Origin of the sequence: Clostridium taeniosporum (genome assembly GCF_001735765.2) — a bacterium.
Lineage (GTDB): Bacteria > Bacillota > Clostridia > Clostridiales > Clostridiaceae > Clostridium > Clostridium taeniosporum.
On sequence record NZ_CP017253.2, the window covers coordinates 2209716 to 2231756 of the forward strand.

Consider the following 22041-nt stretch of genomic DNA (forward strand, 5'->3'; position numbering starts at 1 on the left):
TTTCCTCCATTTATTTGTTTATTAGTTGCTCTTTTTCATATTTTCAGCTAATTTAGTATAAGTTAAAGAACTAATTTCATTAGATTTAATTTCTTCATCAGTTAATTTTCTTATAACCTTTGCTGGATTTCCAAGTATTAATGATCCTTCTTCAAATTCTTTATTTTGAGTCACTAAACTTCCAGCAGCAACAATAGAATTTTTGCTTATTTTAGCTCCATTTAGTATTATAGCTCCCATTCCAATTAACACATTATCTTCTATAGTACATCCATGAATTATAGAACCATGACCTATAGTAACATTATCCCCTATAGAAACTCCATTATTTCCATCACCATGAACAACAACATTATCTTGTAAATTACTTTCTTTACCTATTGATATAGATTGCTCATCTCCTCTAATAACTGCGCCAAACCATACACTAGAATATTCTTTAATTGCAACATCGCCAATAATAACAGAAGTTTCTGATATATAAGCTTTCTCTGATATATTGGGAACATTATTCAAAAAATTCTTTATCATTATTTTTCCCACTTTCTTCTTTTTCTATAATTAAATTTTACTAAAAATATCTAAACTTATTTTATCATTACATTTAGTTGTTGTCATTATTTTGCCTAAGAAGATATATTATATACTGTAAGCAATTTTATAGGTAGAATAATTTGAGTAAAAAAAAGGCAAATATAAATTTTAAAAACTTAAAATTTTACTATGGTATTCCTCATGCACATTGTGGATTTTCTACTGGAAGAGGTACACCTACAGAAGCTTTTGATTATGCGCGTCATAACGGATTAGATTTTCTAATTTTAACAGATCATAATAACTATCTTACTAAATCTGTTCGCATTAATGGAAATGAAGTAACTAAATGGGAAGCTTTGAAATACTTAAGAACAAAATATAGAAAAAAACATAATAATTTTCTACCAGTACTTGGTTTTGAAAGTAAAACAGATAGTCTAGGGGATATGAATATAGTAAATTCTAATAGATTTTTTACTGGTACAATTAATAATCTAAAACTACTAATCTTATGGATGTTTAATAATCCAAATGCTTTTATAAGTCTTAACCATCCTCATAAAAACATAAATTACTTAGAATATAATCCGTTATTAAATAAATTAATAACATCTATTGAAGTTGGTAACGGCTCTTATCCAAATAAATATTCTAGGTATGATAAATATTACTATAATCTCTTAGATAAAGGTTGGAAACTTGGTGCTATTAATTCACAGGATAATCATAGAATGAATTTTGGTGATGATGAAAATTTAACCTGCATAATTTCTAATGAACTTACTTTAGATTCTTTAATAACTGCATTTAGGAACAGACATACTTATTCAACTGAATCTAAATCTCTAGTTATGTACTTTACTATAAATAACGCTTTTATGGGCGAGACTATACCTCTTTCTAATACTGAACTTGAATTTTATATATTTGTTGAAGATAACAATTATAAGATTAAAGAAATAGACATAATCTCCTTTTCAGGAACTATAATAAAAAAAATAAATAATTTGGATTTAAATCGTATAAAATATATTTATAGGCATAAAGCTGAAACCAAAGAACATTGGTATATTATAAAAATAATATTGGAAAATGGGAAATTTGGTATTAGTTCTCCTATTTTTCGTGTTTAATCTTAATATTTAACATTTTCTTAGTAAACATATATTTAAATTATATTGACTAATTTTTATTAATTAACATTTGTTTTTTATATTAAAGTAAATTGTAATTATCTATAAAAAACTCTATACAATTATAAGGGATACTATTTAAAACAGTATCCCTTATAATTTTCAGCATTTAAATTATGTTGTTTAATGTTTGTCTATTCTTAAATAATAAAAATTTTTTATAAAAATATAAATGCTTAAGTAGTTTTATTTTCCATTATTTCTATGCTTTACTCTGTTAGGTTTAGCTTTCGGTTTTATAACAATTTTCTTTTCTTGCTTTTTAGGTCCACCAGTTTGAAGTATATCCATAAACCACAAGAAAAATATCACAGATAAAACTGATAATAACATTTGTAATGGAATTACTTGTTTTATAGTTGTAAAAAACATTTGAACTAAAAATAACACAATTGCTATTGAAAGGGGGACCCATTTATTCACTCTTACTTTTTTAAATATATACTTTCTACACCCCCAATAAATTAAAAGGGTAAATGCTAAAACACCTATAAAAGTAAGAATCATCATAAAAATACCCATATGTCCATTCCTCCTTAAATGTATCTATTAAATAGTTTATTAGATATTATATATATAATCAAGTTTTACTGGCATTTTTTTATTTTTATGAAAATTTTATTATGATGTAAATTATTACTTTAATAAAATTTTTTTAAAATAATTAATAAATTTATTGATTTTTACTTTTATAATCCTCCAATATTTGATAAAATTAAATTTGGATTTTATGATTATTAAGAGGTGATAATATGAAACTAGTTGCAAATGCTCATTTAGATGAGTTAGATTTACAAATTTTGGATTTATTAATAAAAGATTGTCGAACCCCTTATTTAGAAATAGCAAGAATATGTCATGTTAGTGGAGGTACAATTCACGTAAGAATGAAAAAAATGGAGGATTTAGGTATTATAAAAGGTACTAGAATTCTTTTGAATCTTCCCAAATTAGGTTATGATGTTTGCTGTTTTGTTGGTATATATGTAGACAAAGCTTCTTGCTTTAATGCTGTATTTGAGGAAATGTCTAAAATAAATGAAGTTGTTGAACTTCATTTAACTACTGGAAACTACTCAATGTTTGCTAAAGTAGTTTGTACTAATATTTCCGATTTACAAGACCTTTTACTTAATAAAATTAATAATATAGATGGAATTTCAAGAACTGATACATTTATATCATTATCGCAACCAATAGATAGAAATATTTCTTTATAAATTATTTCTGTTTACAAGTAATAAAAACATACTTATTGATGAATACTATTAATAAGGAGTGTGATTTTATGAAAGCATTAGATTATATTGCGCTTATTTTAGTTATTATAGGTGCAATTAATTGGGGTTTGATTGGATTTTTTCAAATAAATATAGTAGATATCTTATTTGGATATGCTACAATTTTTAGCAGAACAGTCTATTCTTTAGTTGGAATAGCTGGAGTATATTCTCTTTCTTTTTTTACAAAAGAAAGAGTTACTGCATAAATTAATTTTAAGCATCATTCCTTTCAGGAAGGATTTGATGCTTAATTTTTATATTAATTTAAGAAAAATTAATGTAAAATTAATCTTTTTATAGTATATAATATTTAAGTTATATACTATAATTTAAATGTTACATTAGGAGGTATTATGCATATATTGAATAATTTTAGCTTATATAATTTAATTTACTTTTTTATGATATATTCTTTTTTAGGATGGTGCGTAGAAATAAGTTATGCTTATAAAAATAATCATTATTTTATAAATAGAGGATTTTTATATGGTCCATTTTGCCCTATTTATGGTTTTGGAATTGTTTTTATGTTAGTTACATTACATAATTTCACAGATAACTTATTGTTGTTATTTATTTTAGCTACATTATTGACTTCATTTATAGAGTATCTAACTGGTTTTATTTTAGAAAAAGTCTTTAAATCAAAATGGTGGGATTATACTGAAGACCCTTTTAATCTTCATGGAAGAATTTGTCTTGGTTTTTCACTGCTTTGGGGTGCTGCATCTGTAATAGTTATTAAAATTCTTCATCCTATAATTGAATACTTAATTGATAATTTGCCTATAACTATCGGAACATATATTTTTCATATTATAATAATCTATTTTATTATTGATTTTATTTTCACTATAAATTCTTTAGTTGATTTCAAAAATCTTCTAATTAAACTTCAAACTGATAAAAGTGGTTTACTAGAAAAATGTATAGAATTTATATCTTTTACTAAAAAGAAAGCTAGTAATAAATCAAAAAACTTAGAAGCTAAATTTTCAAAATTTATCTTAAAATTAAATCACATAAGATTAATCAAATCTTTTCCAAATGTTTCTTCAAAATCATTTGATTCAATTCTAAAACCATTAAAAGAAAAGATACTAAAAAAAGATTAAAAATCTTTTTTTAGTATCTTTTAATTTTATATTGATATTATAATTTTTTAATTTCTTCAAATAATTCCAATGCTGCTTTCTTAGGACCGTTCTTTTCTTCTCCACATATTCCTAAACAAGTTTTTATTTGTCCAACCTTAACATATTCTGATTTAAACATAAAATTAAAATATTTTTCTATAAGTATATTAGTTTCATCTTGTTTTTGAACTGGACCAAATGGATTTGCAAAAAATGATTCTACTAGACCTTTCTCACTTGTAGTTCCCTTTGCCATTCTTGCACCTGAACTAAATACTTTTATAGCTTCTTCTACAGAATTAAAATATTCTAAATGTTTTTCATTTTCTTTTACATCTTCATAATTATTTGCATAAAAGAAGAAATCTACTTTATATCCTTCCATTATTTCTTTATAAGATGCTACTGGCATAACTAATCTAGCATTTACCTTATCAGGATTCATAAATATACTTCTATCCATTTCTTTAAATGCATAACCTTGATCTAAATCATCTAATCTAACAAATGCTCCTATTTCTGTTCCATACCCTTTAATTGTGCCATCTTCTAATTTAAAAGTTCCCATATCATCAAATATTATAGTCATATCAGATATATAATCTTCACTTAAACTTCTAAATGCCTCTAAACTTTCAGATTTCCCTGCGCCACTATCTCCCATAATAACAACATTAGCCGTTTTTCCATTTTTTAATATAATATTTACCATAGCTCCATGGATTGGTAAATATCCTTTTTTAATCATTATTAAATTGTGAAGAGTTAATGACATTTTCTTCATGTATCCAAAATAGTCAATTTTATCTGAATGATTTATATATCCAAGCATTATATCATTCTTTGTATCATTATAAAATACAGTTTTTAATTCTTTTCTATTTTCATCATTAGCTCCAAATACATATACTATATCTGGTCTTTTACCTCTTATTTCTTCTGTTCTAGCCATTTCAAATAAGTTACATAAAGTTATTCCATGTTCCATATAATCTCTATGAAAATATATATATGCTAATGATTCTCCTATTTTAGCTGGATAACAGAACCAATGTTCTTTATTTATATTTGCATACTTCAATGGATTTTCATCTATTTCTGAAAATACACCATCTCTTGTATTTCTTTTTGGATAAGTTATAAATGGTGTCTCTAATAAAATATTATCTATAAAAGGTATATCTTCTAATATTTCATATCCTCTAGGAATTGGCCACTCCATTTGATGAATCATAATACAAGCATTTCCACCAGCTGGTATTTGTCTATAAACTTTAGGTTGATAACCTAATATATTTTTTTCTACCTTTCTATATAATTTAAGTATAATTACTGAAAATTCTGCATTTGCTTCTGTAAAACTCATAGCTGCTAAGCCTTGTCTTATTTTATATCTATGAATTATTGTATATCTTTCTAATCTTCTCCAATAAGAATAAAATTCTTCTACAAATCTAATAAAACTATCTTTATTATTAAGTAGAACTTCAAATCCTGGACTTAATTCTATAATTTCATCTGAACCCATTATAGTTAAGAATTTTATAGCCTTTATTAAAGATTTACAAATTTTAGATATGTCATTAGATTCTAATGAATCTATTAAAAATCTATATGTTAAGGTATTTTTTCTTTTAGATTTTTCCAAGAAACTATTTAATACCCTTCTAAAACCTTCACTTTCTAAAACTGAATCAATATTATTGCAATACTTTGTAGTAAAATTAATCATTACCTTATCATTGCTCATAGAAAATTCTTTTTTCATTTATTTGCCCCCTATATGAATTTTTAGACACGACAATATTGCATTTTTTTTATAAAAACTGCATATTGATTTAATTATAACACAATTTTTGCAATATTCAACCTTGCAATTTTTCATTTTTAAGTTTTTATACATATTATTTTTAATGAAATCCTTATCTTTTTTAAGATTTGTTTTACATTTAATGGTAGAATAATTTAAAGGAGTGTTATTATGAGAATTAGAAGAAATTTAAAATTTAATCTATTACTACTATTTATAATATTCATTATATTATTTATGATAAAACACCTGAATTTTAACTCAAAAAACTATACTACTACTAATAATATAGTTATACATTACATTGATGTTGGCCAAGGTGATGCATCTCTTATACAAGTAAATAATATGAATATGCTAATAGATTCGGGTCCTAAAGAATCTAGAAAAAAGATTTTAAATTATCTTAATTCATTAAATATAGAAAAATTAGATTATGTTATTGCAACACATCCTCATGAAGATCACATAGGAAATATGGCAAAAATTATACGTAACTTTAAAGTGGATAAATTTTATGCTCCTAAAGTAGAAAATTCTTCTTCCTCATTTGAAAAAATGGTTGATGCTTTAAAAGATAAGAAGTTAAAGATTAATGTATTAAATAAAAATACAACTTCATTATATTTAGGTAATAACACACGTATTACAGTATTTTCACCTACTAAAAATTCATATGATAATTTAAATAATTATTCACCTGTTATGAAAATTCAGTATGGTAATACTTCATTTCTATTTACAGGAGATGCTGAAAAAGAAATAGAAAATGAAATTTTATTAGATTCAAATAATAATATAAAAAGTGATGTTATAAAAATAGGACATCATGGTTCTTCTACTTCTTCTACTAAAACTTTTATCGAAAAAGTAAATCCATCAATAGCTATAATCTCTGTAGGTAATGATAATAAATTCAATCATCCTAATAAATCAGTAATAGATCGTTTAAAGAAAAATAACACAAAAATTTATCAAACAAATAAAGAACATACAATTATTTTATCTTCTAATGGACATAAAATAATAAAAAATAATAAAACCCCTCTTGCATATTAAATAATTATGCAAGAGGGGTTTTTAAGGTACTGTATTATTTAATTATTTAGATTTCTTAACTTTAAAACATAGAATTAAAGCTAAGAAATCCTTAATTTTAATTTAGTGATTTATTATTGACTTATTTTCATAATTAAACTCATTTATATCTTCAATATTATTATCTAGTTGTTCTATTTCATTATCAAATATATATTTTTTCCATTTTACATAAATATGATATAAATTTACAACATCTTGTTCATTATAAAGAAGAATTTTTTCTATTTTTTCTTCTGGCATTCTCTTAAAATAATTCTTATCTTTTAATACTTTATGAAAGGTTTTAGCTAAATTTGATCCACTAATAACTTCTCCTTCTCTTATAATATCAAATAATTTTTCTAAATTCTTTAATCCTATAGAAGTAGGTTTATTTTTTTCATATTCTTTTTGTATATCTATAGAATCAAATTCTTTATCAAAATCATATTCTATTCCATATTTTTTAAAAAGATAATTTATAACAGTAAAATCATTATTTCCTGAAAATGTAACAATAGCTTTTTTCCCAAACTGTTTCATTCTAATAAAATAACTTTTAGCTAAATATAGTATATCAATTGCTTCATCTCTATCTTCTATCATATATTGAGTAACTAAAATTTCATTTCTTTTTTCACTAAATTCACATGCACCAAATACTCCAATACATTTTGGTTTTTTATAAACATAATGTTCAAGATCAAAAAATATTAGTTCATTTGGGGAATATTCTCTATTTTCAGGTTTTATCATAAATTCATCACTAAATTCTTCTACCTTTACGTTGTTCTCACGAATAATCACAGTACCACTCTTTCCTATACAAATTGTATATCTTCAATATTTAAGTTATATATTACATCCTTTCTTTCTACTACAACATTAACTTTTTTGGTTAACTCTTTGTCATTCTTAACTTTTTGTAAAAGTTCTTTTGTAGGATTAATACAAAATGGATGTCCTACATACTTAAACATAGTATAATCTCCAGATGTATCTCCATAAGCATAACTTTTGTTAAGATCTATATCATATTTTTCTACAAGTTCATTTATAGCTTTAGATTTACTATTACTATCCCACATTGCTACAACTTCGCTTGTATACATATTATTTTTGTCTATTTTATAAATTGTTCCTTTATAATCATTAAAATTATATTTCTTAGCCATTTCACTAACAAGCTCAGATGGTGAACCCGATATTATCATTATAATATGCCCCTGATCTTTATGCCACTTTATTCTATCTCTTGTAAAAGTGTAGACTCTATCACCTTTTTGCTCAACTACTTTTTGTGCAATATGCTCTACTTCATATTTTTGTAACCCTTTAATAGCTTCCAAATAAACATCTACCATTTTTAAAAGATAATTGTCATAATCTCCTTGTCTTTTATCCCATTTTAAAAAATGAGGCTTTACTTCATTATACCATCTTTCAGGCGCTATAATCTCATATTTAACCATTTTTTTAAATACTTCTGTAATTAAACCTTCCCTATATAATGTTCCGTCCAAATCAAAAAATGCTCCTATTTTTGACATTATCTCACCCCTTGTTTCACACTATAGTGTATTTTTTTATATTTTATTATACTGTATTTTTTTTATTAATTAAAGATTATATCATATTTTTCTTATTTCTCTTCAATTATTTATATTTTTTCCATTATATAATATATTATGTTTTTAATCTTCAACTATTGACTAAACAGCAAAAAAGATGCTATTATTATATACTGAACGATAATAATTTTCAATTAGAGGTGATTTTCATGTGTATTTGTGATTTAAAACCTGGCGAAAAAGGAATTATAGATTTTATTGAAGGTAATTTAAAATTAAAAAAAAGATTATCTGCCTTAGGATGTATTAAAGGTACTGAAATTGAATTTAGGAGAAAAGCTCCTTTAGGTGATCCTATAGTTATAAATTTTAGAGGATTTGATTTAGCTATTAGAAGAAAGGATGCTAAAAATATATTTTTATCGGTATAGGGAGGACTTAAACTTATGACAAACATAGCTTTGCTTGGAAACCCTAATGTAGGAAAAACTACTTTATTTAATGCTTTAACTGGTTCCAATCAATATGTTGGAAATTGGCCTGGAGTAACTGTTGAAAAAAAAGAAGGATACATAAATGACGTAAAAGTTGTAGACTTACCAGGAATCTATGCAATGGATACTTTCTCAAATGAAGAAAAAGTAGCAAAAGATTTTTTAAAAAATGGACAAGTCGATTTAATATTAAACATAGTAGATGCTTCTAATTTAAATAGAAATCTTTACTTAACTACTCAATTAAAGGAATTCAATAAACCTATAATTTTAGCAGTTAATATGATTGATATCGCAGAATCTAAAGGTATTTTTATAGATTATAAAAAGCTTTCAAAATTATTAGATGTTGAAATAATACCTATATCTGCTGGTAAAAATATTGGTATAGAAAAGATTTCTCATGCATTACAAAATATAAATTTTAAAACTCCAGTAAATAATGATAAATTTACATTTTCTAGTGAAGAAGATGCTTATTTATTTATTGAGAATGTATTAAAACAATGTATAAAATCTGAGCCTAAAGAAAAAATAACTATTACAGAAAAAATAGATAAAATTTTACTTAATCCATATTTTGCTTATCCAATATTTCTAATGATAATTGCTTTAATGTTTCAAATCACATTTTCTTGGATTGGGCAACCATTATCAGATTTATTAGATGAATTTTTAAATGACTCTTTTGTCCCATTTGTAAGTAATTTATTATCAACTACTAAGCCGTGGTTTCAATCTTTAATAGTTGATGGAATAATTGCAGGAGTCGGGGGAATACTAGTACTATTGCCAATAATACTTGTTTTATTTATATGTATAACCTTATTAGAAGACAGTGGTTATATGTCTAGAGTAGCATTTTTAATGGATAAACTAATGAGAAAAATGGGTTTATCAGGGAAGGCATTTATCCCTATGTTAATTGGATTTGGGTGTACTGTCCCTGCAATAATGACTGCAAGAACTTTGGAAAGTGAAAAAGATAGAAAACTTACATCTTTACTCGTTCCTTTAATGTCATGCAATGCTCGTTTACCTGTTTATGTTGTATTCGCTTCTGTATTTTTTACAAAGCATAGAGGGCTAGTTGTTGCATCATTATACTTTTTAGGAGTTTTATTGGCATTCTTATTAGGTATATTATTTAAAAATACATATTTCAAAAAAGACGAAGAACCATTTATAATTGAAATTCCTGAATATAAAATGCCAAAGTTATCATCCGTTTTAAGACAAACAGGAGATAAAGGAAAAGATTTCTTAAAAAAAGCTGGAACAATAATATTTGCTATGAGTGTAGTAATATGGTTTTTATCAAATTTTAATTTTAGTGGTATGGTAAACGAAATAAATGATAGTATTTTAGCCTCTATAGGTAATACAATTGCCCCTATATTTTCACCATTAGGATTTGGAAATTGGCAATCCGCTGTTTCATTACTTTCAGGTCTACTTGCTAAAGAATCTGTTATAGCTTCAATGCAAGTGATTTTCGGAGGTAATCTAGATGTGGTTTTAACTTCACATTTCACAGCGTTATCTGCTTATACTTTCTTAGTATTCATATTACTATATACACCTTGTATTTCTGTAATAGGAACTATGAAAAAAGAATTTGGAGTTAGATTTACTTTATTTTCTATATTTTATCAATTGGTTCTTGCTTGGATAGTTTCATTTTTGATATTTAATATAGGAAATATGATTATTTAAATTTATGAGTCTATATTTTAACTAAGACATATGAAAATAAATAATAAGTCAAAGATGTGACGGATATTTTATGAAATAAAGTATCTTGGAACCTGCTAATAATTATGCTATTAGTAGGTTCCAAGAAGGAAATAGTTTACAAAACAAACTAGCACACTGATTAGTTATTTATTTGAATGTGCCTAATTATTACATAAGGTGATGTTATTTATGATAGAAATAATTTGTACTATACTAATTGTTTTATCTTCACTTTTTATAATTATAAAATCTATAAAAAGTTCATCTAAAGGTAATTGTAATTGTAGTAGTAATTGTAAAAATTGTTCTAAAACATGTGGTGATATTTTAAATAAAAAATAGATTATATTCTAGAGTGTTGATATATTTTCAACACTCTTTTAAATATAATCTATTTTTGAGTTATATTTATGTAGTATATTAACATATATAACAAAAGCAATAAAATGAATCAACTTAATAATTTAAAATTATAATACCAATTTATCTATTCATACATGAGCATCTATTAAAAACGTAATGCTTCTTTTTATAATTTTTTAAATAAACTTGGATCTTTACGCTTATAGTATTCTACTAGTCTAATATAATAAATATTAATTGTAGCTAATGTAGGTGATGCCAATAACATTCCTATAGGCCCCCAGAATGCACCCCCTATTATTACCCCCATTATAATCCAGAATGGTTTTACCCCTACTTTTGCTCCTATAAGTTTAGGGTCAAGATACCATGCATCAAATTGTTGAATTAAAAGTAAAAGTATAAATACTATAAGAGCCTTCATAGGTGAAACAAAAATACACATTACAACTCCAACTATTTCTCCTATAAAAGGTCCAAAATACGGTATCATATTAGTAACGGCTACTATAATTGATAATAGTAAAGCATATGGTGATTTAACAATCACTAAACAAATCAGAGCTATAAAACCTATTATAGCTGAATCTATAGCCTTTGTTCCTATATATACACCTATCATCTTATTATAAATTTTACAAGCTTTAATCAATTTATCAGCTTTCTTTTCTTTTAAAATTATATGCATTAAAGTTTTTAACCCATTTATTAACTGCTCTTTATCATTTAATACATATACAGCTATTAAAAATCCAAATATTATTTTTACTAAATTTCCCGTAAAAGACAATAGATAACTTAACATTCCTTGCAATAAGGTTACTGTAAAATTCCCCATTTTAATTGATAAAAATTCAATTTTATCAACTAAACCTGCATTAATTATTAATTGGCTTATTTTAGGATTTTTTATAGCCTTATCAATCCATTCTTGAATTGTGTCCATATAATTTGGTACTTCTTTACTTATACTACCTATACTATCTATTAAGCTAGGTATAGTAAAAAAGAAAAATATTATTACTATTCCTGTTATAATTGCATATGTTGCTAAAATAGATTTTCCCCTTGACATTTTAAACTGCCTTTCTAAAAACATCATTATTGGATTTAACATATAAGCAAAAACTATGGCATATATAAATGGTGAAATAATGGACATAAAACGATTTGTTATTTTAAATAAAATTTCATAATTATCTATTAATTTGTATAAAATAATTGCTATTATAGCAATTGTTAGTATATCTCTATATTTTACATTCTTATTTATATTCATTTTTTCCCTCCCTTCCAAAAGTAATTATTACCAAATATTATATCATATATTATTTTTATAAAAATTAATTCTTTGTTAATTTAAGTTTAGTAATTTATAAAATATCTACACCATGATTTTTTAATTGAAAGTAGATAATTGAGAGTTTAGAATTTTAATTTAAAATCGTAAAACTTTTCTAAAAATACATATTTAAAAATTTCCCAAGAAATTTTTTCATTAACTCTTAACCTTTTGTTCTCCTCTCTCAACTAATATTTGATCTAACTTAAATTTTATCAATCTTTCAAATTTTGAGAATTCTATGCTTTCATAAACATTAAAAAGCAGCTAGAAACCTAATTAAAACTTCTAACTGCCCTTGATTTTGTTACATTTTTTCTACTACATCAATTCCTAATAATTCCAAACCATTTTTTATGACTTGTAAGCTACTCTTTACTAAGTTTAATCTAGTTGCTTTTAAAACTTCATCTTCTAAATTTAATACTGAATGTGCATTATAAAATTTATTAAATGCTTTTGCAACTTCTATTACATATCTTGTTAAGATTGAAGGCTCTAATTTATCTATAGCAAGTTTAATTTGTTTATTAAAATTAGCTAAAACTTTAACTAATTCAAATTCTTCTTTTGAAGATAATTTACTGTAATCAACTTCTGAAGAAATATTTTCAGCCCTACTTAATATACTATTAGCTCTAGCATATGAATATTGAACGTATGGACCTGTTTCTCCTTCAAATGATAATATTTCCTTCCAGTCGAATACAATATCTTTTTCTCTTGAATTCTTTAGATAAGTGAATATAACAGCTCCGACACCAATTTTCTTAGCTACTTCTTCTTTATTTTCAAGATTTGGATTTTTTTCATTTATAACATCTAAAGTTTTTTCTATTGATTCTCTTATTAAATCATCAAGTAATACAACTTCTCCCTTTCTTGTTGAAAGTTTTCTATCTGCAAATTTAACTAATCCAAATCCTACATGAACACAATCCTTTGCCCATTCATGTCCTGCAAGTTCTAATACTTTAAATACTTGTTTAAAGTGTAATGCTTGAGGAGTTCCAACAACATAGATACTCTTATAAAAATCATAAGTTTTCTTTCTATACATTGCTGCTGCTAAATCTCTTGTTGCATATATAGAAGCACCATCACCTTTTAAAACTATACAAGGAGGCATATTGTAATCATCCAACATCACAACTTGTGCTCCATTACTTTCAACAAGTAGCCCTTTATCTTTTAATTCATTAACTACTACATCCATTTTATCATTATAGAATGCTTCTCCAGCTAAAGAATCAAATTTAACACCTAGTATATCATAAACTCTTTCAAATTCTTTTAAACTTAAATCTCTAAATCTCTTCCATAAAGCTTGTGCTTCTGGATCTCCTGTTTCTAGCTTTTTAAAATACATTCTACCTTCATCTTCTAAGCTAGGATCTTTTTCAGCTTCTTCATGGAATTTAACATATATTCTTAAAAGTTCATCAATTGGAGCTTTTTCTAAAGCTTTTTCGTCTACCCATCTGTTATAAGCTGATATAAGCTTACCAAATTGTGTTCCCCAATCTCCTAAATGATTTATCCCAACAACATCATAACCTTCTTTTTTAAACATCTTATATAAAGAATTACCAATAGCTGTTGTAAATAAATGACCTACATGGAATGGTTTGGCAATATTTGGTGAAGAATACTCAACACAAACAGTTTTTCCTTCCCCTATATTAGATTCTCCATATTTTTCTTCTTCTTTTAATATATTGCCTATAGTATTTTCAGCAAATATTCCTTTATCAACAAAGAAGTTTAAATATGGTCCTAAATTTTCAATTCTCTCAAATCCATCTTTGTTAATAGCATCTTTTAAAGTTTCAGCTATCATATTTGGTGCTTTTCTCATTACTTTTGAAAGTTGGAAACATGGAAAAGCGTAATCACCCATTTCAGACTTAGGTGGTATTTCAATAAGTTTCTCTATAGTAGCAACATCTAATTCTACATGTTCTTTTATTAGCTGTGCAATTTTATTTTTATAATCCATTAATATATCCTCCTAGAGTTTATTGATTTTAATCATATTCAAATAAATAACTAGTCAGTATACTAGTTTATTTTCATATGCCTTAATAGTATCAACAAAAAATTATGTATTTTTATAAATAAAAAAATCCCCCTCTAAAAAATTAAGAGACGAATTATCCGCGGTACCACTCTAATTGTATTTTTATAATATATTTATACTACAAAAATACCACTTAACTTTTAACGCAAGTTGTTGCGATCATCCCTACTTTTTTAAAATTTCAGGTGATTTCTCCAAGGCTCTTTTCCTATAATATATCTCATAAGGCTTACACCATCCCTTACTCGCTTTAAGAATCAACTATAGTACTCTCCTCTTCACAGAAATTCTCTATATTAATCTTCATTCATTATACAAATCCACCTTAAATTTGTCAATGTAAAAACAATAAAAACCAACTCATCATATGAATTATTTTTTAAATGATGTATAATGGTAATATTAATTTAATAATTAATATTAATATTAGTACTTTAAGGAGTTATAAAATGAAAAAAATAGGTGTTATATATATTGGTTCTAATTCAGTTAAATTTACATTAATGAATGTAATGGAAAATGGATATTACAAAATTATTGGAGAATCTAGTAATGATATTAAACTTGCTTTAGATTTATTAGATGATACTAAAATATCGGATAATAAAATAAATGAAACACTATCAAATGTTCGTTCATTTAAATCACTATGTAACTTTTCAGAAGTAAAAGAAATTATAGCAGTTGCTACTTGTGCTTTAAAAGAAGCCTCTAACTGTAACGAATTCCTTCAAAAAATTAAAGATCAATTTAATATAACTGTTAATTTATTATCATATGAACAAGAAATGCATTATAGTTATCTTGGAGTAACAAGAAGTATTTATGTAAAGAATTCTCTTATAGTAGATATTTGTGGCTCTTCTACTCATTTAACTTGGGTTAAGAACGGCAAAATGGAAAAGAACACCACAATACCACTAGGTTCTTTAACTTGTACATTTAAATATAATTTACAAGATAGAGTATGTTACGAAAATTTAGAAAAAGCTATTTTATATTTAACTAATATACTTAATGATATTGAATGGTTAAAAAAAGAAAATTTTGATTCTATAATCACTGTTGGAAGTACGGCTAGAACTCTTTGTAAAATTGATAAAGCTAAAAAAAGATATCCTTTTGATATTCTTCATAACTATAAACTAAATGAAAATGATGTTTACAAAATATATAATTTAATAAAATGTAAAGATTTTAAACAAAGAACTAAAATTGAAGGATTAACTGTAGAAAAATCCGATTTAATAGTTGGTGGTTTAAGTATTTTAAATACTATAATTGAAAAAGTGCCTTGTGACGATATAATAATTTCAGGTCGTGGTTTAAGAGAAGGTATAATGTTTGAATATATAAATAATCATTATAAACCTATTGATGATATATTAGATTATAACTTAAATGGTATAATTGAATATTTAAATATAAATAAAGTACATGCTGAACATGTTTTTAATATAACTTCAACTTTATTTAACGAATTAAAGCCTCTCCATAAATTAGGAGATAAGTATAATAACATATTAAAAACTGCTACATTATTACATGATTCAGGAATTAGTATTGATTATTATCATCATCATAAACATTCTTTTTATGTAATATTAAATTCAAATATTAACGGTCTTAGCCATAGAGAATTGTTTATGAGTGCAGCTATTGCGGCTACTAATAATGAAAGAGATAAAATAGCTTTACCCCCTTTCTTCTCAATAATAAATAAATTAGATATAAAAGCTATAAATTACATAAATATATTACTTATGATTGCTGAACATTTAGATTTAAGTCTTGAAAGAGCTGTAAATTATTTAAGTATAGATATAAAAGGTGATGCTGTTTTAATTAATTTATCATCTCATTTAAATATAGATTTAGAAATTAAACAAGTTCTTAAGTTTAAAGATAGATTTAAAGAGATTTATGGTAAAAACTTAGAAGTAAAACAAATTTAAAAAAAATAAGTTCGAAAACAGTTTAAAGTTTTCGAACTTATTTTTAAGTTATGTTGAATACTTAATTTCTTTATGTCATCTATTGTAATAAATTTTATAATTAAAATAAAGTAAATACAAATGATGCTAAATTCATTAACTGACCATATAAAAAATTTACTGGTGTTCTAATTATAAAACCACCAAAAAACACTATTCCTATTAACATTAATATTTGATATTTATATAATTGATCTCCCATTTTACGAAATTTCTTTGGCATTAAATCCTGTAATACCCTAAATCCATCCAATCCCGGAATAGGTAATAGGTTAAATACAGCAAAGCTAATGTTAAGATATATAATATTCAAAATCATACTATATATAACTTCATAATATGATTTAGATAAAATATTAAGTGCAAATCTAACAAATATACCAGCTATAATTGAAAATATTAATGCTATAAGTAAATTAGCACATACCCCTGCTATGCTAACTTTTAAGTCATCTTTATAATAATTCTTATATGCAGATGGATTAGTTCTAATTGGTTTTGCCCATCCAAATTTAAATAATAATAACATCAAAAATCCCATGGGATCAATATGATATATAGGATTTAACGTTAATCTTCCTTCATACCTTGGAGTACTATCTCCTAACATATCTGCTATCTTTCCATGAGCATATTCGTGAAATGTAAATGCAAGTAATATTCCAGGCATTACTAAACATACCTCAAGTATTTTTTCCATTGCAAATTTAATATCAAGACTATACATATGCTTTCTCCTTACTTTTTTAATCTGAGACTATAATTGTCCACAAATTAAAGACTTTATATTATTAAACATTTTTTAAGATTTATAAACAATAAAATAATGAAATTATCTCTAAATTGAATTTTTAACTAATAAAGCATAAAATCAATATTTTAGAGATAATTCCATTAAAAAAATTTTATTCTTCTGTTAAACTAGTGTATGATAATTTTTCATCTACAACAGTTGCAATAAACTTTTCTTTTATTTCAATTAATTTTCCATCATATGAAATCATCTTACCAGTTGTAAGATTTTTAACTATTCCTTGAAGATTATCATTAATTAATATTTCACTCTTACTATTAAAGTATATATCAGTTGGATTTACTACTTCTGCTAGCTCCATATTCTTCCATGTAGATGTATCTTCATCTACTGTTCCATATATTATTTTTGATACCTTATCAGCTGTTATTTCTCCTATATATATAACTCCTTCAGCATCAATTCCAAGTAAGGCTAATTCTTTATCTGACTTAATTACTAATCTCTTGCTAGGACTTGTAGCATAAAATGTATTATTAAGTTCATCTTCATAAATCAACCTATCATAACGTGGAATAACTTTCATATTTCCTAATACCTCAGATCTAAGGTTTACTCTTGTTAAATCATGATTTATATCTATTCTATATACAGTACTTCTCATTCCACCTCTGTCTATATCAACATAATACACACCCGTTAAAACTGAAACACTTATTTTCTTAACTTCCATATCATCTCTATATCTACATACTTCACTTACATCACTTTGAGTTTTATTAGTGGGATCATATGTTACAAGTTTTATCTTTTCTATTCCATCTATATGAACTTTTTCAGCTATAACTATTCTATCTCTATCAGATAACCATTTATAATATAATATTTCTCCCTTATTTTCAGTTTTTATTTCACTTTTCTCATTTGTTGATGTATCTTCTATGTATACTTTATTATTAAGATTATAAGTTAAGTATCTTCCATCATAAGATATCTTTACATCCTCAGCTTCTGATGAAATTGTTGCATTTACATTCTTAGTATCTGCTACATTAGTTTCAACCTTTTTCATTTTAAAATCTGAAGAATGTTTAAAAACAAAACTATCTAAAATGAACAAACCAGCAAATTGTAATATTAGAGATAGAATTGCCCAAGAAATCAGTCGTTTAATAACTTTCATTAACTTTGTCTCCCCTTTTTTACTCAACAATAATTGCTGTTGGTATTGCTCTTTCTCCTAAACTATCTGATGGATTATTTATTATTTTATCATTATAGTACATTGTTGTAGATTTACCACCATCTAAATTTATAGCATTTACAGCTCCACACTTATATATTACCTCTTGTGCTTCTTTTAATGTAGCACCTAAACTTGTTGCACTTCTACCATCTATAACCAGAAGAAGAATTGCTCCATCTGCTCTTTGTCCTATAACGGTTCTTGGAGCTACACCCCAACCACCATCACCAGCCATTGGAGTCATTTTACCATTTACAACTAAAGTTGGTGTAAAACTCAAAGCTTCCTCTACATTTAGTTTTTTAAGTTCATTTACAGAATACTTTCCTACTATTAATTTTCCTTCTTTAGTAACTCCTAATAAATCTGCTTTTCCGTTCTCACCTTTATCATTGAATATTACTTTTCCTTTACTCATTATTATTCCAGTTGGAAGACCCCCATTGCCAGTCCACTTAGCTGTTGAAGAACTATCTGTAAATCCACCTCCATTTATTGCTGCTATTGCATTGTTATTCTTTGCAATTTGTGAAGTGGTTTCTCCTTCTACATTTAATTTAGAAGTGTATCCAACTTTAATTCTAGTAGGATCTTTTATTGTTAAAAGATATCCATTATATTTAGGATTTTCTATTGTATGTAATTCTATATTAGAATCTTTTATTTTTGGTATTTCTACTTCATCCACATTGGTATTTTCAGAAGTTTGAGTTTGCTCCATTGATGAAGTACCTAAAATTTCAGCTATCTTTTCATCTGATAAAAACCATGTTGCTAAAAATTGATGATTCATAGATGTCATTGCTGCTCCAACAAATGTTCTTTTTGCATTTTCAAAAGGGCCATACAAAAGTACAAAAGGGCCTGTACAAGCTGTAAAAGCAATCATAAATACTAAAAATCCTAAAATTCTTTTAAAAGAAGACTTTTTTCTTTTTTTCTTTTTTTTAGAATTATTTGGCCTAGCTTTTACTGCTTTCTTTTGCTTTTTTATGTTTTTATCCATGAAATTTTTCCTTTCTTTTTCATTTCTAAAAATATTTACATTATTATAAATTAAAATTAGACTATCTGTATAATTATATAATACGATTTTTAAAAATTCAATAATTATGTCACTAATTATTTTCAACATTCATCTTTATTATATATAATTTAAAATTTTTTTCTTATTATGATATAATTTATTAAATAATTATAAGTTAATAATTATTTTTATAATAAAAGTAAATTTAAATAATTTAAGGAGATTTTAAATTATGGAAAATAAAATTTTAAATAAATTAAAAAATTCTTCTGAATATATTTCTGGAGAAATATTAAGTTCAGAATTAAATATTTCAAGAAGTGCTATTTGGAAACATATTAAATCATTAAAACTTAAAGGATATGTAATAAAAGGAGTTTCAAATAAAGGTTATAAATTAATTTCATCTCCTAATACATTATTTCCAAATGAAATACTTCCATTTTTAAAGACAGAAAAAATAGGGAAAGAAATAAAGTATTTTTCTGATCTTGCTTCAACAAACAAAACAGCTAAACAATTAGCTGATAATAATAAGGCTATTGATGGAACTTTAATTGTAGCTGAAAAACAAACTTTAGGTAAAGGTCGTTTTGATAGAGAATGGATTTCTCCTCCAAGCGGAATTTGGTTTAGCTTAGTATTAATGCCTAATATTCCTCCATCAGAAGCGTCAAAAATAACACAAATAGCAGCAGCATCTGTTTACAAAGCGCTTAAAATTTTTGGAATTAAATCATATATAAAATGGCCTAACGACATCTTTATTAATGGTAAAAAATTATGTGGAATATTAACTGAAATGAAATGTGACATAGATAGAATACATTATCTTGTATTAGGTATAGGATTAAATGTAAACTTAGATGATAACGAAATTCCAGCTGAACTTAAAAACATTGCAACTTCATTAAAAATAGAATTCAAAAAAATATTTAATAAAAGCTTATTACTTGCAGAAATTATTAATGAATTTGAACCTCTTTACGAAAAATTTATATCAAAAAACGATATATCAGAAGTTATACATATATGTAGAAAAAATTCTAACCTTTTAAATAAAAAAGCACGACTTATAACTTATCATAAAGAAGAAATAGTAACTTGTATTGGAATTGATGATAATGGTGAACTTATAATAGAGGATTCTAATGGAAATAAAAAACCTGTAACTAGTGGCGAAATTAGTTTTAAGATTTAGAAAAAATAGGCTCTGTATAAAAAACAGAGCCTTAAAATATATGTTTTTATAATAATCTTATATTGTGTTTTTCACATATTGTTAGATTTTTTTCATCCCAAATTGAAGCCTGAACTTCTCCTATATGAGCTTTTCTTAAAAAGAACATACATATTCTTGATTGACCTATTCCTCCACCAATTGTGTATGGTAACTTTCCATCTAATAACATTTTATGAAATTCAAGATTTTTTCTTTCTTCGCAGTTAGCTTCTTTTAATTGTCTTTCTAGAGCTTTTTCATCAACTCTAATTCCCATTGATGATACTTCAAATGCTCTATCTAAAACTGGATAGTAAAAAATTATATCTCCATTCATAGTCCAATCATCATAGTCAGGAGATCTCCCATCATGTTTTTCTCCTGATTTTAATAATCCACCAATTTGCATTATAAATACTGCGCCTTTTTCTTTTGCTATAAGATCTTCTCTTTCCTTAGCTGTTTTTCCTGGATACATATCTTCTAACTCTTGGGTAGTTATAAAGAATATATCTTCTGGTAAAAACTTTTCTTGATCTAATAATTCTTTGCAAGCAAAATCTTCAGCTTTTTTAAATACACTATAAATTTTCTTTACTGTATCTTTTAATGTATTTAAGTTTCTATCTTCTTTATTTATTATTTTCTCCCAATCCCATTGATCAACATATATAGAATGAATATTGTCTAAATCTTCATCTCTTCTTATTGCGTTCATATCTGTGTATAGGCCTTCTCCTGGTTTAAATCCATATCTATGTAAACTATATCTTTTCCATTTAGCCAATGAGTGAACTATTTGTACATCTTTTCCTGTTGCTAAGACATCAAAACTTACGGGTCTTTCAGAGCCATTTAAATTATCATTCATTCCTGTTTCAGGTTGAACAAACAAAGGTGCTGATACTCTAATTAAATTTAAACTTTCCGCAAGAGCTCTCTCAAAAAAATCTTTAATCTTTTTAATGTGAATTTCTGTTTCTATTAATGAATTCTTACTTTTATATCCTTCTGGTACAATAATATTTTCAATCTTCATATATAAATTCCCCCTTAAATTTTTTATATTACTTATACTTTTATATTTAAAAAAGTTTTAATAAAAAGGAGGTCTTAGAATGCATTCGCATACTCGACCTCCTAAACATCCAAATTCTCTCATTTAGTATAAT

General features: G+C 25.2%; 21 protein-coding genes and 1 other annotated feature. Of the genes, 10 read left to right on the forward strand and 11 right to left on the reverse strand.

What is annotated here, in order from left to right; genetic code table 11:
* Positions 1-21: 21 nt before the first annotated feature.
* Entirely contained in the window at positions 22-531 is a 510-nt protein-coding gene (locus BGI42_RS10145; RefSeq protein ID WP_069680197.1) for a gamma carbonic anhydrase family protein, read from the reverse strand.
* 143 nt (positions 532-674) lie between these two features.
* Between BGI42_RS10145 and BGI42_RS10150 the strand changes: the two genes are divergently transcribed.
* Positions 675-1670 (forward strand): CehA/McbA family metallohydrolase domain-containing protein, encoded by a 996-nt coding sequence (locus BGI42_RS10150; RefSeq protein ID WP_069680198.1) that lies wholly within the window; start codon positions 675-677, stop codon positions 1668-1670.
* A gap of 246 nt (positions 1671-1916) precedes the next feature.
* Here the strand turns inward: BGI42_RS10150 and BGI42_RS10155 are convergent, their stop codons facing one another.
* Positions 1917-2252 (reverse strand): hypothetical protein, encoded by a 336-nt coding sequence (locus BGI42_RS10155; RefSeq protein ID WP_069680199.1) that lies wholly within the window; start codon positions 2250-2252, stop codon positions 1917-1919.
* A 230-nt stretch (positions 2253-2482) separates the two neighbouring features.
* Here BGI42_RS10155 and BGI42_RS10160 point away from each other — a divergent pair, with 230 nt between their 5' ends.
* The 3 genes from BGI42_RS10160 (at position 2483) to BGI42_RS10170 (ending at position 4128) form a co-directional block, all read left to right on the forward strand.
* The gene (locus BGI42_RS10160; protein WP_069680200.1) at positions 2483-2950 is read left to right on the forward strand and encodes an Lrp/AsnC ligand binding domain-containing protein; all 468 of its coding nucleotides are present in this window, start codon (positions 2483-2485) and stop codon (positions 2948-2950) included.
* Between the two features lie 68 nt (positions 2951-3018).
* On the forward strand, positions 3019-3219 hold the full coding sequence (locus BGI42_RS10165; protein WP_069680201.1) for a DUF378 domain-containing protein: 201 nt from the start codon (positions 3019-3021) through the stop codon (positions 3217-3219).
* 147 nt (positions 3220-3366) lie between these two features.
* Positions 3367-4128: a putative ABC transporter permease gene (locus BGI42_RS10170; RefSeq protein ID WP_069680202.1), complete on the forward strand. Its 762-nt coding sequence runs from the start codon at positions 3367-3369 to the stop codon at positions 4126-4128.
* Positions 4129-4165: 37 nt separating this feature from the next.
* Here the strand turns inward: BGI42_RS10170 and BGI42_RS10175 are convergent, their stop codons facing one another.
* Positions 4166-5917: a phosphoenolpyruvate carboxykinase gene (locus tag BGI42_RS10175; protein WP_069680203.1), complete on the reverse strand. Its 1752-nt coding sequence runs from the start codon at positions 5915-5917 to the stop codon at positions 4166-4168.
* Between the two features lie 213 nt (positions 5918-6130).
* Between BGI42_RS10175 and BGI42_RS10180 the strand changes: the two genes are divergently transcribed.
* Positions 6131-7018 carry a ComEC/Rec2 family competence protein gene (locus tag BGI42_RS10180; RefSeq protein WP_069680204.1) on the forward strand — a complete coding sequence of 296 codons (888 nt, stop codon included), beginning with the start codon at positions 6131-6133 and terminating at the stop codon, positions 7016-7018.
* Positions 7019-7120: 102 nt separating this feature from the next.
* Here the strand turns inward: BGI42_RS10180 and BGI42_RS10185 are convergent, their stop codons facing one another.
* The gene (locus BGI42_RS10185) at positions 7121-7846 is read right to left on the reverse strand and encodes a ribonuclease H-like domain-containing protein (RefSeq protein WP_069680205.1); all 726 of its coding nucleotides are present in this window, start codon (positions 7844-7846) and stop codon (positions 7121-7123) included.
* A 14-nt stretch (positions 7847-7860) separates the two neighbouring features.
* Positions 7861-8589: an HAD-IB family hydrolase gene (locus BGI42_RS10190; RefSeq protein ID WP_069680206.1), complete on the reverse strand. Its 729-nt coding sequence runs from the start codon at positions 8587-8589 to the stop codon at positions 7861-7863.
* Positions 8590-8819: 230 nt separating this feature from the next.
* Here BGI42_RS10190 and BGI42_RS10195 point away from each other — a divergent pair, with 230 nt between their 5' ends.
* The 3 genes from BGI42_RS10195 to BGI42_RS10205 all read left to right on the forward strand — a co-directional run bounded on the left by BGI42_RS10195 (position 8820) and on the right by BGI42_RS10205 (position 11183).
* A complete protein-coding gene (locus BGI42_RS10195) occupies positions 8820-9041 on the forward strand; it encodes a FeoA family protein (protein ID WP_069680207.1) in 222 nt (73 codons plus the stop codon).
* A 15-nt stretch (positions 9042-9056) separates the two neighbouring features.
* On the forward strand, positions 9057-10820 hold the full coding sequence (gene feoB / locus BGI42_RS10200; protein WP_069680208.1) for a ferrous iron transport protein B: 1764 nt from the start codon (positions 9057-9059) through the stop codon (positions 10818-10820).
* Positions 10821-11030: 210 nt separating this feature from the next.
* Positions 11031-11183: a FeoB-associated Cys-rich membrane protein gene (locus tag BGI42_RS10205; protein ID WP_105165922.1), complete on the forward strand. Its 153-nt coding sequence runs from the start codon at positions 11031-11033 to the stop codon at positions 11181-11183.
* A gap of 187 nt (positions 11184-11370) precedes the next feature.
* Here the strand turns inward: BGI42_RS10205 and BGI42_RS10210 are convergent, their stop codons facing one another.
* Positions 11371-12483, reverse strand: coding sequence for an AI-2E family transporter (locus tag BGI42_RS10210; protein ID WP_069680209.1), 1113 nt, complete (start codon positions 12481-12483; stop codon positions 11371-11373).
* 370 nt (positions 12484-12853) lie between these two features.
* Positions 12854-14545 carry an arginine--tRNA ligase gene (gene argS, locus BGI42_RS10215; RefSeq protein WP_069680210.1) on the reverse strand — a complete coding sequence of 564 codons (1692 nt, stop codon included), beginning with the start codon at positions 14543-14545 and terminating at the stop codon, positions 12854-12856.
* Positions 14546-14687: 142 nt separating this feature from the next.
* Positions 14688-14917, reverse strand: a binding site (T-box leader).
* A 158-nt stretch (positions 14918-15075) separates the two neighbouring features.
* On the opposite strand from argS, the gene BGI42_RS10220 reads away from it, so the two are divergent.
* Entirely contained in the window at positions 15076-16581 is a 1506-nt protein-coding gene (locus BGI42_RS10220) for a Ppx/GppA phosphatase family protein (RefSeq protein WP_069680211.1), read from the forward strand.
* A gap of 100 nt (positions 16582-16681) precedes the next feature.
* Here the strand turns inward: BGI42_RS10220 and BGI42_RS10225 are convergent, their stop codons facing one another.
* From BGI42_RS10225 to BGI42_RS10235, 3 genes are all read right to left on the reverse strand, one after another.
* Complete coding sequence (locus BGI42_RS10225; protein WP_069681069.1) at positions 16682-17320, reverse strand: site-2 protease family protein; 639 nt, start codon at positions 17318-17320, stop codon at positions 16682-16684.
* Between the two features lie 205 nt (positions 17321-17525).
* Positions 17526-18557: a dipeptidyl-peptidase IV gene (locus BGI42_RS10230; RefSeq protein WP_069680212.1), complete on the reverse strand. Its 1032-nt coding sequence runs from the start codon at positions 18555-18557 to the stop codon at positions 17526-17528.
* A gap of 19 nt (positions 18558-18576) precedes the next feature.
* Complete coding sequence (locus BGI42_RS10235; RefSeq protein ID WP_069681070.1) at positions 18577-19626, reverse strand: phosphodiester glycosidase family protein; 1050 nt, start codon at positions 19624-19626, stop codon at positions 18577-18579.
* A 253-nt stretch (positions 19627-19879) separates the two neighbouring features.
* Between BGI42_RS10235 and BGI42_RS10240 the strand changes: the two genes are divergently transcribed.
* Positions 19880-20848 (forward strand): biotin--[acetyl-CoA-carboxylase] ligase, encoded by a 969-nt coding sequence (locus tag BGI42_RS10240; RefSeq protein WP_069680213.1) that lies wholly within the window; start codon positions 19880-19882, stop codon positions 20846-20848.
* 46 nt (positions 20849-20894) lie between these two features.
* Here BGI42_RS10240 and asnA read toward each other — a convergent pair whose 3' ends face one another.
* Complete coding sequence (gene asnA, locus BGI42_RS10245) at positions 20895-21908, reverse strand: aspartate--ammonia ligase (protein ID WP_105165923.1); 1014 nt, start codon at positions 21906-21908, stop codon at positions 20895-20897.
* Positions 21909-22041: the final 133 nt, after the last annotated feature.

What these genes read in the sequence shown, in the direction of transcription:
- BGI42_RS10235 (WP_069681070.1), bottom strand. Translation starts at nt 19,626, where the DNA reads ATGGATAAAAACATAAAAAAGCAAAAGAAAGCAGTAAAAGCTAGGCCA.
- BGI42_RS10175 (WP_069680203.1), bottom strand. Translation starts at nt 5,917, where the DNA reads ATGAAAAAAGAATTTTCTATGAGCAATGATAAGGTAATGATTAATTTT.
- BGI42_RS10145 (WP_069680197.1), bottom strand. Translation starts at nt 531, where the DNA reads ATGATAAAGAATTTTTTGAATAATGTTCCCAATATATCAGAGAAAGCT.
- BGI42_RS10160 (WP_069680200.1), top strand. Translation starts at nt 2,483, where the DNA reads ATGAAACTAGTTGCAAATGCTCATTTAGATGAGTTAGATTTACAAATT.
- BGI42_RS10195 (WP_069680207.1), top strand. Translation starts at nt 8,820, where the DNA reads ATGTGTATTTGTGATTTAAAACCTGGCGAAAAAGGAATTATAGATTTT.
- BGI42_RS10220 (WP_069680211.1), top strand. Translation starts at nt 15,076, where the DNA reads ATGAAAAAAATAGGTGTTATATATATTGGTTCTAATTCAGTTAAATTT.
- feoB (WP_069680208.1), top strand. Translation starts at nt 9,057, where the DNA reads ATGACAAACATAGCTTTGCTTGGAAACCCTAATGTAGGAAAAACTACT.
- BGI42_RS10170 (WP_069680202.1), top strand. Translation starts at nt 3,367, where the DNA reads ATGCATATATTGAATAATTTTAGCTTATATAATTTAATTTACTTTTTT.
- asnA (WP_105165923.1), bottom strand. Translation starts at nt 21,908, where the DNA reads ATGAAGATTGAAAATATTATTGTACCAGAAGGATATAAAAGTAAGAAT.
- BGI42_RS10190 (WP_069680206.1), bottom strand. Translation starts at nt 8,589, where the DNA reads ATGTCAAAAATAGGAGCATTTTTTGATTTGGACGGAACATTATATAGG.
- BGI42_RS10180 (WP_069680204.1), top strand. Translation starts at nt 6,131, where the DNA reads ATGAGAATTAGAAGAAATTTAAAATTTAATCTATTACTACTATTTATA.
- BGI42_RS10165 (WP_069680201.1), top strand. Translation starts at nt 3,019, where the DNA reads ATGAAAGCATTAGATTATATTGCGCTTATTTTAGTTATTATAGGTGCA.
- BGI42_RS10155 (WP_069680199.1), bottom strand. Translation starts at nt 2,252, where the DNA reads ATGGGTATTTTTATGATGATTCTTACTTTTATAGGTGTTTTAGCATTT.
- BGI42_RS10240 (WP_069680213.1), top strand. Translation starts at nt 19,880, where the DNA reads ATGGAAAATAAAATTTTAAATAAATTAAAAAATTCTTCTGAATATATT.
- BGI42_RS10230 (WP_069680212.1), bottom strand. Translation starts at nt 18,557, where the DNA reads ATGAAAGTTATTAAACGACTGATTTCTTGGGCAATTCTATCTCTAATA.
- BGI42_RS10205 (WP_105165922.1), top strand. Translation starts at nt 11,031, where the DNA reads ATGATAGAAATAATTTGTACTATACTAATTGTTTTATCTTCACTTTTT.
- argS (WP_069680210.1), bottom strand. Translation starts at nt 14,545, where the DNA reads ATGGATTATAAAAATAAAATTGCACAGCTAATAAAAGAACATGTAGAA.
- BGI42_RS10225 (WP_069681069.1), bottom strand. Translation starts at nt 17,320, where the DNA reads ATGGAAAAAATACTTGAGGTATGTTTAGTAATGCCTGGAATATTACTT.
- BGI42_RS10210 (WP_069680209.1), bottom strand. Translation starts at nt 12,483, where the DNA reads ATGAATATAAATAAGAATGTAAAATATAGAGATATACTAACAATTGCT.